Source organism: uncultured Campylobacter sp., from assembly GCF_938018035.1.
Taxonomy (GTDB): domain Bacteria; phylum Campylobacterota; class Campylobacteria; order Campylobacterales; family Campylobacteraceae; genus Campylobacter_B.
Genome location: NZ_CALIJF010000135.1, coordinates 1 through 10,757, shown reverse-complemented (window position 1 = coordinate 10,757; position 10,757 = coordinate 1). Strand labels below are relative to the sequence as shown.

The 10,757-nt window shown below is 48.3% G+C and carries 12 protein-coding genes; 2 read left to right on the top strand and 10 right to left on the bottom strand.

Going from position 1 to position 10,757, the window contains the following annotated elements:
• Positions 1–270, bottom strand: a 270-nt coding sequence (locus tag Q0257_RS13050; protein WP_366517493.1) for an insulinase family protein, incomplete at its 3' end; no start/stop codon positions are given.
• A gap of 79 nt (positions 271–349) precedes the next feature.
• Between Q0257_RS13050 and Q0257_RS04085 the strand changes: the two genes are divergently transcribed.
• Positions 350–775, top strand: a complete 426-nt coding sequence (locus Q0257_RS04085; RefSeq protein ID WP_298021880.1) for a PfkB family carbohydrate kinase — start codon at positions 350–352, stop codon at positions 773–775.
• Positions 776–865: 90 nt separating this feature from the next.
• Here Q0257_RS04085 and Q0257_RS04080 read toward each other — a convergent pair whose 3' ends face one another.
• The 5 genes from Q0257_RS04080 to Q0257_RS04060 form a co-directional block, all read right to left on the bottom strand.
• The gene (locus tag Q0257_RS04080) at positions 866–1,552 is read right to left on the bottom strand and encodes a protein-tyrosine phosphatase family protein (RefSeq protein WP_298021877.1); all 687 of its coding nucleotides are present in this window, start codon (positions 1,550–1,552) and stop codon (positions 866–868) included.
• Positions 1,553–1,934: 382 nt separating this feature from the next.
• Complete coding sequence (locus Q0257_RS04075) at positions 1,935–2,393, bottom strand: DIP1984 family protein (RefSeq protein ID WP_298021874.1); 459 nt, start codon at positions 2,391–2,393, stop codon at positions 1,935–1,937.
• Positions 2,394–2,411: 18 nt separating this feature from the next.
• Positions 2,412–3,092, bottom strand: coding sequence for a DUF799 domain-containing protein (locus Q0257_RS04070; protein ID WP_298021871.1), 681 nt, complete (start codon positions 3,090–3,092; stop codon positions 2,412–2,414).
• The gene (locus Q0257_RS04065; protein WP_298021868.1) at positions 3,089–3,571 is read right to left on the bottom strand and encodes a DUF4810 domain-containing protein; all 483 of its coding nucleotides are present in this window, start codon (positions 3,569–3,571) and stop codon (positions 3,089–3,091) included. Before Q0257_RS04065 ends, Q0257_RS04070 begins: the two co-directional genes overlap by 4 nt.
• 9 nt (positions 3,572–3,580) lie before the next feature.
• Complete coding sequence (locus Q0257_RS04060; protein ID WP_298021865.1) at positions 3,581–4,258, bottom strand: CsgG/HfaB family protein; 678 nt, start codon at positions 4,256–4,258, stop codon at positions 3,581–3,583.
• Positions 4,259–4,688: 430 nt separating this feature from the next.
• On the opposite strand from Q0257_RS04060, the gene Q0257_RS04055 reads away from it, so the two are divergent.
• Positions 4,689–5,378 (top strand): hypothetical protein, encoded by a 690-nt coding sequence (locus Q0257_RS04055; protein ID WP_298021862.1) that lies wholly within the window; start codon positions 4,689–4,691, stop codon positions 5,376–5,378.
• 80 nt (positions 5,379–5,458) lie between these two features.
• Here the strand turns inward: Q0257_RS04055 and Q0257_RS04050 are convergent, their stop codons facing one another.
• The 4 genes from Q0257_RS04050 to Q0257_RS04035 all read right to left on the bottom strand — a co-directional run bounded on the left by Q0257_RS04050 (position 5,459) and on the right by Q0257_RS04035 (position 9,961).
• A complete protein-coding gene (locus tag Q0257_RS04050; protein ID WP_298021860.1) occupies positions 5,459–6,268 on the bottom strand; it encodes a hypothetical protein in 810 nt (269 codons plus the stop codon).
• A 428-nt stretch (positions 6,269–6,696) separates the two neighbouring features.
• On the bottom strand, positions 6,697–8,328 hold the full coding sequence (locus tag Q0257_RS04045; RefSeq protein ID WP_298021857.1) for a DUF6138 family protein: 1,632 nt from the start codon (positions 8,326–8,328) through the stop codon (positions 6,697–6,699).
• An 89-nt stretch (positions 8,329–8,417) separates the two neighbouring features.
• The gene (locus Q0257_RS04040; RefSeq protein WP_298021854.1) at positions 8,418–9,158 is read right to left on the bottom strand and encodes a sulfite exporter TauE/SafE family protein; all 741 of its coding nucleotides are present in this window, start codon (positions 9,156–9,158) and stop codon (positions 8,418–8,420) included.
• A gap of 119 nt (positions 9,159–9,277) precedes the next feature.
• The gene (locus Q0257_RS04035) at positions 9,278–9,961 is read right to left on the bottom strand and encodes a hypothetical protein (RefSeq protein ID WP_298021851.1); all 684 of its coding nucleotides are present in this window, start codon (positions 9,959–9,961) and stop codon (positions 9,278–9,280) included.
• Between the last annotated feature and the right edge of the window lie 796 nt (positions 9,962–10,757).

The following is a 10,757-nucleotide window of genomic DNA, read 5'->3' as shown; positions in this document are numbered from 1 at the left end:
GGCCGCATGAAACACCGTGTCCTCTTTATTGGTAAACGCATTTAAATCGCCACCCACGCGCTCTAAAGCATTGCTGATGGCCCAAACACGCCGCCGTTTCGTACCTTTAAAGGTGGCATGTTCACAGAAATGTGCCAAGCCACATTGTAGGAATCGTTCGTTGCGCGAGCCTACATTGATCTCGTAACCGCAATAAACAACATGTGAAGAGGTGGGTAGATGGATAATCCTTAGCCCATTACTAAGGGTGCAAGTGTTGTATAAATTCATAGCGCAAAGTTACTTAAAAATTTGTATTTTCTACCGAATTCCCTTATATTTGCAACCCAACAAGCAGTCATCATAACGTATGCGTAAAGTCATTGGTATAGGAGAAACCGTCTTAGATATCATCTTTAAGGACAATAAGCCTGTGAATGCGGTGCCCGGAGGATCGGCTTTTAATGCCATCATCTCTTTGGGTAGAGCGGGAATTTCAGCCCATTTCATCGGCGAAGTGGGGCATGATCGTGTGGGAACTTACATCCTTGATTTCCTGAAAGCGAATCATGTTGATGGTTCTAACGTGGAGATTTCGCCCGAAGGACAGTCCCATTTGTCGTTAGCTTTCTTGGATGAGGGCAACAATGCCGATTATTTGTTTTATAAAGACCATGCCCATGATTCGTTTTCGATGTGCTATCCCGAGATAAACCGCGATGATATCGTGCTTTTCAGTTCGTTTTTCGCCCCCATTTTGGTGTATCCAGAGCCTCGCCCCAGAAAATATACATAGCTCGTATTCTAAAATTTCGTTATAAACGGCACTTTGTCATTATTAAATTTACAAATTTCGCCGCCGTCTGACTAACGGGCGAAATTTCGTCTAAATTCCAAGCTCGGCTCTTACGAGCGCTTCGTTTTGCGGCGTCAAAAAGCCCGCGATATCCTGCCACATGGAGTGAAAGCCGTATCCGCCATCTATCATCTCGCTGCGCGCGGCGTCCAGGCTCCAGCCCTGATAGATCACGCGGTACATCGCCACCACAAGCCTCGTGCGATCGGCTCCGTGATAGCAGTGCACGAGCACGGCGCCCTCCTTTTGGCGCTCGCGAATGGTGCGCAAAACGTCCGCGATCTGCGCGGGCTTTATCTCCCAGCTTTGAAGCGGCTTGTTTGTGAGCCAAAATTGATTTCCAAACGCCCTTTTGTCGCCGCCTCTGCTAAAATGGCGCAGATTTACGATGCTTTTGATGCCAAGCTCGTGCAGCTTCGCGGCGTCGCTCCCGTCAAGCTGAGCGCTGCGAAACAGCAGCTCGTCCACGCGGTAGAAATTTTTCGCTTCGTCGATGAGGGTTGCTTTTTGCGATGAGTTTGGGGTTGTGCCGTGCGCTGCGGTATCTGCACTTTTAAACCCCACGTCTTGAAATTTGGCGCCTTTTACGTCCGCGAGATTTAGCTCCGTGCCGCTCGTTTTTCTAAAATTTATGGAATTCGCTTCTGTCGCAAGCTCCGCATTTATGCCGGTCGCAAAGAAAAACGCGGCCGCCAGCGCAAGGGTTTTAAATTTCAAATTTCATCCTTTAAATTTGGCTAAATTTTATGATTTTTGTAAAATTTGACGCCAGACGGGTCAAATGTAAAATAGCAAGCGCGCCTTAATTTAACGCAAAATTTGAGCGTCAAATCCGCCAAAATCGCCGCTAAATTTTGCCACAAGCCGCGCCGTTAAGATCAAAATTTCGTTTTAAATTTCCCCGTTCCCGCCCTCGGTATCGCTAGATCAGTACGCGGTAGTTACATTGCGTAGTTACATTGCCCTTGTAAATTTACTGAAAATAAATCGTAAAAGGGGTGCGCCCGTTTCCGCGAGCGCTGCCATAAACCTGCTTCGCAGGTGAGTTTCGTACTCGCCTCTTGCGATACTTACCCGAAATTTTTCTAAATTTTACGCTTTAGCTTTCGATCAGATCGGTCTGCCAATTTGCGCCTTGCAGCGTCGTGTCAAGCTGCCTGATCTGTCTAGCTAGCTCGTCCACCTGCTTTTGCAGCGCCGCAACGTCGACTGTGCTTAAAATTTTAATCTCACTGCGCGAATAAACGTCCACCTTTTGCGCGGCAGCTTGCGCGAATGCACGCAGCGCGCCCGCTTTTAGCGTGAGTATGTCGCGCTTAGCGATTAGCTCGGTTAAGCTCTTGCCGTCCGCTTTTGCGGTGCAGTTGGTTAAATTTATCCGAACGATTAGCCGCTCAAGCTCGCTTGTGAGCGCGTCTAGCTCGGCTAGCAGCGCATTAGGCTCTTCGCTGGGCTTCTCGCCCTCTTGCACCTTTGCGTTGTCCGCGAGCCTTGATTTTAGCTGCTCGATGCGTTTTTGTATGTCGGCGCGCAGTATCAGCGCCTCGGCTAGTTTCATTTTCGTCCTTTTTAAAATTTATTTGCCGCCGCCAAGCTGCCTATCTTGTCCGTAGTGCGGTGAATACGGGCCGTAGAGCAAGCAGTTGTTGCAGTTTTGGCCCAGCAGCATCGCATCTGCGCTCGCAGAGAGCTTGTATCCCGCATCGGTGATCGTATCACTAACCTGCTTAATAACCGCGGAGATCAGCATACCCACGAGATTGTTACCGCCCCCGCCCGAGTCGTCGCTGACCTGCGCCGAGCCCTCCCAGAGCATCGCGCCGCTTCGCAAATCCACGAGTTTGGCATTGACCGCCACCACGTTCGTGCTTTTGATAAGCATATACGAAGTGCCGTATTTGACGACGTTCAGATACAGCACGGCGTCTGCGCCGAAAATCTGTCTTAGCTTGTGCGCGGAGACATTTTGGATGTCGCTAGCCTCGTAAATTCCGTTATTTTTGAAGGTCTCATGCACGAGCGCTGGATCAAATACATAATACCCCGCTTCGCTTAGCGGATAGATCGCGTTGGCAAGCACGGCAGCACTTGCGTCCACTTCGGTCGTTTCGTTTGTCGGCATTAGCACCAAAATCGATCGCGGCTTAGCCTGCTGAAGCGCCGAGTAGTCATAAATTTCAGGCTCGCTTAGAGCGCACGCGTTAAAAAACAGCGCCACGAATACGCTAAAAATCGCTATTTGAGCTTTATTTTTCATTTTTTAGCCTTTTTATTCGTTTTGCCGCCCTGCTTTGCGGCAGCTTTGCCTTGCTTCGCAGAGACCGCTTTGGCGACTTCGCGTTCGCTTGTAGCTTTCGTTTCATCAGACTTAGCCTCCGCTTTTTTAAGCGCAGCTGGGTTTGTAACGAAGGTCAAAAACGGCTTTGATCCAGGGAAAGCCTGAGCTTCTTTTTCAAAGTTCTCCCTCGCCCTCGCGCCGTTGCCCGCGCTTAGATACAAAAGCCCCAGATGCGAATAAAGCCCAGGCGGGACTTTGAGTCCCTTTTCGTATGCCTTTTGGATAGATTTTTCAAGCGCTTCGATCTGCTCGCCTACGTCGCCTTCCTGCTTGAGATACTGATAGGTCGAGTCGGTGTAGCTGCCGTCCCAGTAATAAATTTGATTCCGGCTCCCGCCGCCGCAGCCGCAAAAGATCACGGCCGCAGCAGCAAGAGCAAGAGCGCTACTTGCTTTCAAATTTTATCCTTATCTTAGTTTAAACGCGCCGTTTTCAAGACCGTTTACGAGATTATTGACCGCTTCGATGATCGCCAGGCTTAACACCTTGCCGTTTAGCGTCGAATCATAGCCCGCAGTGCCGCCGAAACCTAGCACTTCGCGGTTTGATAGCTCATACTCGCCCGCGCCCTGAGTCGAAAAGACCACCTCGGAGGTTCTAACGTCAACGACGTTTAAATTTACTTTAGAATACGCGGTTTGGGTCTTTCCCTTGCCTAAAATTCCAAACAGCTGATGATCGCCGGTCGTCTTGCGACCAAATTCCGTCACATCGCCGGTGATAACGTATCTGGCGCCTTTTAAGTTTTGTGCGCTTTTGGAGATTGTGCTTTCCTCTTTGATAGCGCGCATATTCGTGCGATCAAGCACCGAGAAACGTCCCGTTTGCTGTAAGCTTGAGATCAAAATTGTCTGCGCTTGATTGCCTAGTCTGTCCTCGCCGTCGGAGAACACGCCGTTGTTGTAAGAGGATTGGTTGTTAAAGCGTCCTACCGACACGGCAATCCGCTCGCCCGAGTAATTGGTATTTAGACTCGCTACCGTAGGGGTTTGCACTACGCGAGAGCTTTCTTTCGCGCATCCGCTAAATAGCGCCAGCACCGAAGCCGCAATAACGGCAACCGATATGGTTTTTTTGAAATTCATTCTTTACTCCTTGAAAAAATTTACGTATAATATCTCATTTTTTCTTAAAATTTTATCTATGAATTTAAGTGTGCAAATTTATATGAGCGGGCTTTGAGCGTGATTTATTTTAAAGTCGATGAATTTAATTTCATGCTATTTATGCATAAAATATTGCAATGAGCTGATCAATAAGTAGATTTTGTCTATTCCATCCGCGCATTTTGCAATATGTGTTCGCCCGTAAACAGTTGCGATAGGAAATGATTTGAACGGTGCGGATTTTAAAATACACAACCCGCTCCAAACGCGCAAATTTACGCCTTTGCCTCTAAGCGACTTTTAAAAGCTCTCGAGCTAAAATTTATCCCGATTTAAGATCAAATTTAAACCAAAAGGCGAAAATTTTACGAAAGATGCCGCAAGCGGCGAAATCTCAAAGGAGCCTAGCGTGAAAAGATTGATAAATTTCCTGAAGCGCATTTGCGCGGACCTGCTTGCAGGCAGAGCGCTGCTGCACCCGATCCTGCTTACGGTCGCATTTTTAGCGGCAAAATTCGGCACGATCTATCTTACGCGCATCGCGATTTTGGGGCGCGAATACCATCGGGGGAATTTTGGAGGAGAGCTGTTTTATATATCTTTCGATTTTACTGCAAATGCCTATTTTATCGCGCTCTGCTTGCACTTGCTACTTGACGGAGCGATAAAGCGCACTCTTGCGCCGCTAAGAGCAGCCTTAGCGCTCTTGATCGTCGCAGCGTGCATTTTAGGCTATTTCGATGCGGATGAGCACTACCAAAAGGAGGACACGATGTTTTATTTTTTCGCAGGCTCTCTCATCGCGATCTGCATCTATCTTTTGGTCGCGGCGATCAAACTTAGAAGGTTTTTGCCCGCAATCTGCGCGCTCGCGTATGTTTTAAGCTACGTTTTTTGCGTGTGGATATATTTTCAAATACCGCTAAAATCGCTCTACGTAATCCGCGCGCTATTTTTTCTGTGTCCGCTCGCGTGGGCGTTTTATTTCAAATACGAATTTCAAAAATCGCTCGCGAAAGACGCCGCAAGCAGTGATGAAATTTTAAATAGTGCAAGCGGCGATGAAATTTTAAAAAGCAAAGCGCGCACGGAGAGTTAAATTTACAAAATTCCACCACAAAGGGCTAAATTTACAAAATTTCGCCAGGGTTAAATTTTAAAATTTACCGCGCGGCGCTTTTATCCTTTTATATCCTCGATCACCTCTTCTATGAAACGAGCGGTATCAATTAGGCTAAAGCCCCATACTTTGGGATCTGCGGTGATTTTATTATAAAAATCTTCCAATTCTTTCGCGGGAGATAATTCGCCCAATTTAAACGGGGCAAATTTTACTTTGCCGATCTTTTTTAGATGAGGCAGCAACTCCTTTAAATCCTTATGATTAAACCAGCGGTCCGCTCTAAGAAACCCGCCGTTTTTCGAGCTCGCGATCTTGCTTTTTAAAAAATCATCCATGCCGGGCGGCTCTTTTTGCAACACTCTGGTGCAGGCTAGGTGATACTCCAGCTTGCGGGGCGTTTGATCTACCGCCGAGACAAAGCAAACGCCGTATCCCTGCTGCATCTGGATAGACAAAACGTCGCCCTCCTCAAAACAGGGCGTTTTTTGTTTCGTAATTTTGGCTCGCTCAAGCGGCCTAGGGTTTTCGCTTTTTAGCTGAAGCGCTAATTTATCAAGCGCTTTTTGACGCTGCTTCTGGGATTTATCAAAGACCTTATTCCACATCCCGCTTGCGCCGCCTTTTATGATAGCAAGGGCTTTTTCGCGGATTTCGTCGTTTAAAAAGTCGATCTTCCAAAGCGAATACGCTAGGGCCGTCCAATAAATCTCGCTATAAAGCTCATCGGTGCAGAAATTCTCCGCCTGCGCCAAAACATCTTGCAGTATCGTTTCAACATCTTCGCCGTCTTTGTAGCGCTCGGTGATAGTCAAATAGATATCGTATCCGTCGTCGCTATTGATAATTTTCACCCCGTCTATCGCCATTTTTTCTCCTTTATTTTAATCTTTTCTCTGCCGATTTCGCTGAGCCGAATTTTATAAAAATTTAAGCGCTTAAAAGATAAATCTTCGTGGAAATTCTATGATAACGATAACGCCGCCTCGCCTTTATTGTTAAGGGGCAGTTACGAGGTCGCTCCCTTCCCCCTTAACAATCCTCCATCCCCGACGACGTTAGGGGTGGCTATGCTTTGTTAACGCAAAGCATCGCTGAGTTAAATTTAATAAATTTGCTTTAGATTTGAATATAAAATTCTAAAGCGAAGCACCCAAGATAAGGCGCAGTATTTTTGCGTTTAGACGAGGCAGAAATGAGCCGAATGGAAGGAGCGTATATATAAATACGTGACTGAAATTCGGCGAAATTTCTAACGAAGTATAAACCAAAAAGACAAGCCTTAAAATCGCAAAATTTAACCCGAAATTTCCTTCTGCCAGTTTTTACCCCACACGGCATACGCCGCGCTCTCTTTCTCGTGCTCCTGTAGCCCCGAGATCGCGCGTGCAAACAGAGCTTTGTTCGCAGGCCCCTTCATTAGCGCCTTTAAGCTTTTGTAAATTTTATCCTCTTGATATGACAGCAGCCCCGCGACGATCACCTCTAAACTACGCTCGCTAATGCCGTAGCGATCGATAAATGCCTCGATAAATTTTATATGCGCGCTCTGATGTTCGGCATCCACCGTCTCAAAGTAGCGCCGCGCGAGCTCAAAGTATTTTTCGCTCTTTAGCGCGAGGCCGAAAACTGCGTAACTGCCGCTCATCAGGCACTTTTCGCCATCCGTATCGGCATAGAACTTAAACTTGTGCTTTAGCGTCTCGTTCGCGTAAAGCTCAAGCTCCCCGTCCAGCCCGTGCGCGAGCGCGGCGGCGAAAAAGCGATGCGTCTGCGTGGGCGCAAGGCCTTTGATCGGCAGATAAGTTTTCTGCGCCTTGGAGCTAAGTTTTACGGCGTAGCTCACAGAAAAGCCCGCTTGCAGCAGCTTTACGATGAAATTTAGCGCCTTTTTATACGCGCCCGCCGTTTCGTTTTTGATTTTTACTCGAACCTGCGCAAAAACGTCGTTCGCCGAGCATTCCGCGTCTGCGTCTTTAAATTTTACTAGCTCTCCCTTAAGCTCGCCCGTGCCGTGATCCAGATAGCTTTGCGCCTGAGCCGAGCCGAAAATTTTAGCCGCGCACTCCAAATCTTTGCGCGCAAGATTCACATCCCAACTATAGCGCTTAAATTTGATATTCCAAAGCGCCGCCCGCACAAAAAACGCAAGCTCGCCCGCGTCCACGTTTTGCCGCGTAAAATCCTTTTTAAGCTCGTAATCTTTACTCCAGCCGTCATCGCTGATATCATAAAATTTCGGCAGGAATTTTTCCTCTTTCCAGCGCCGCAGATTATTCTCTAGCGCGATGATAAAATCCCCCAAAAGCCGCCTGTTCTTGGCGTCTTGCACCGCGGCGATAACCTGCTCAAGCAGCGCCGTTAGCGCCGTTTCGTCGTAATCCATAAGCGAAAGATCGAAAATGCGGTCCATAAACACGAAAATCTCGCGGCCGTCTTTGATCTTTTTATCGCGGCGGATAATGAGCTCGTCTATATAATCGTCCATTTTGCGCTTTAGCTCGGCTTTTCGCGCAGCGTTTTCAAAGTAAAATTTATGCTCGAAGCTGCGCTGTGCCAAGCTACCGCTCGCGCCTTCAAATTTGACCGCTAAATCCAGCTTATACGCAAAAAACGGCAGATTTGCTTCGGCCAAAAACTCCTCCTCCACGCTCTTTGCGATAAGCGGGACGATGGCCTCAAACTCCTCGCGCTCTAGCTCGTCTATCTCGGGCGCATCGGCTCTGAAGCTGTCCGCGCCAAAGTCGTGAAGGTAGAGCCTGATGCGCGATCCGCGGCACTCCACGCCCAAAAAATCAAAATACCCCTCCTGCACGCGACACCCCGAATACGGCGCCTCGCCCTTGTACTGCGAGCTAAGCTTGCCCCTGATCAGGCGCTTTAGCGAGTCCGAAATTTTGCCCGCTAGCGAAATTTGAGCTTCGTTCATTGATGATCCTTTAAATTTGAGTTAAATTTAGCGGCAAGGCGCCGCGACTAAATTTAGATCCGATTTTAGCTTCGATTCGGCAAGCACGCCTAGCTCAAAGCCAAAAATTTTCTAACCGTTATACAAAGTATCGTGACGATAAGTGCGATCATCCAGCGCTTTTGAGCCTTTTTGCCGATCTTGTGCGAGGTTTTGACGCCCGCGCAAACGCCCGCTAGCGAGCCGATGCCTAGCAACGCGCCGATCTTGTAGTACACGAGCCCGTGCGCGGAAAGGCTCAGAAAGCCCGCGCTTGAGGAAAATATCACGAAAAATAGCCCCGTACTGACGGCCTTTTTGATGTCGTAGTTTAAAAAGCTGATCAAAATAGGCATCACGAATACCGCGCCGCCGATACCCACGCTGATCGCCACGGCGCCCACCGCAAGCCCCACGATAAAGAGCAAAATTTTAGATTCGTTGGCCTCGCCGGTGGGCTCGGTCGGGGTTTTGAAGAGTTTGATTAAATTTATGATCTGCACCAAAATGAGCGTGCCCAGAAGAAATTTTGAGGAGAAATAGCTTACGATAAAGCCGCTGCTAAGCGCGCCGCAAAAGCCTCCGAGCCCCAGCACCAGCGCCGGCGCGACGTCGAGCATTTTGCTTTTAAAATTTACGAACGAGCCGAAAATCGAGCTGAAGATCATCTGCATGATGCTGATGCCGATGGCGTACTTGACGTCGTAGCCGAAGAGCATCATCACGGGCACCACGACCGTGCCGCCGCCGATGCCGAAAAATCCGCTGATAAAGCCTACGCAGGCGCCGATTAAAATGTATTCAAAAAACATCCGTATTCCTTATTTCAGCCCCTTTGGTCTCGCCGAATTCCGCTTTTTGCGGCTTGTAATTAAATTTTACTGTTTTGCAAGCCTTGAAATTTAAGCGCGAAATTTAGCAAATTTAAGCCTTATAGTCGTTTTGATTCGCACATCCATTCGCGGTAGCGCTCGCGCGAAATTTTTATATTTTCATATCGCAAGGTGTCTGCGCGAAAGCATTTTAGGCTCAGTTCATTACCCTCAAAGCCCGCGAAATCAGCCTGCTCGTAGATGTCGTAACCGCTCTGCATGCAGTCTAAAACATCGACATATCTCTGCTCTTCACTCATCGGCTCGGCAAAGCTTACCAAATGCACGCCGTTTGGAGCGCCCCAGTAGCAGCCGCTCGCGGCCAGCGCGTCCCAGTCCCGCAGATAGTGCACGCCGCCCCAAATGAAGCTCTCCTTGCCGAGCGTCCAGGCGTCCGGCACGAAGCGCATAATCCGCCCGCGATCCAGTTCAAGCACGCTGTAGCCGTATAAATCCTGGCGAAAAGCGAGGTAAAATTTACCGTTTGCGTGGCGGATCAGGCTAAAAAATTCCGCCCGATCGTCTATACAGCGCCAGCTTTTTATCTGCGTTTTGCTAGCATTAAACAGCGTGTATTCGCCGCCGCTGAAGCTTGTCGCGCCGAGCCTATATGCGTCCTTTACGATCTCATATCCGCCGCTTAAATTTATCGTTTGGCGCCGGGTAAAATTTCGCCCTTCAAAAAGAGTTTCCGCCTGTTTGATGCGCGCTTGGTACTGCGCGGAATTTACGGCGTTTGTCATCGTGCGCTCCTTAAAATTTTATGCAAGCGGGTTAAATTTTACGCTGCCGCCAACAGCTCGCGCTTCTTAAATTTCATCCGAACCGAATAAACTTAGCCTCGCGGGCGGCAAATTTGACCGCTAGACGGCAGAGCTCAAGCGTTTGGAGGCAACCTGCAACTACTAGGTGCAATTCGCGTGAACGCTATGCACCCGCGCCTAAATTTTAAATCTCGCTTTGCCAATTTTTTAAAATTTACCCGCAGTTTCGGCGCTCTACGAATACTTGCGATACCGCGCCGTCTTTAATGCTCGCGCACAAGGGCGTAAAATTTTACGAGCGTTTGAAATATGGCGTTTAAATTCCGCAATATTTAAAATTCCACGATGTTTTAAAATTCTACGGCATTTTAAAATTTCACGACGTTTTAAATTCCAGCGAAATTCGAAATTTCGCGAGTATTTGAAATTTCGCAACCTTTAAATTTCACTAGCGCCTTAAATTTTATCCAAGTGCGGACAGCCAAACCGCTCGGACGAGCGGACCGCTCAAATTTGCTCGCCCGCGCTGTGTCGCTAGCTATTACTCAAATTTACTCTCCCCCACAGCGCCGTTAGCGCATAAATTTAAAATTTTACTCGCCCGAGACGCTGCAAATATTACTCGGATTTACCATCCTCCTTGGCGCCCGAAATTTTATCCAGCACCTTTTTGCCGACCTCGCTTTGATTTAGCGCTTCAAGCATCGCGGCTAGCTGCGTGCCGCCCTTGGCGCTTAGAATTTCGCCGAATTTACTCATCCCCTCGCCCACGCTG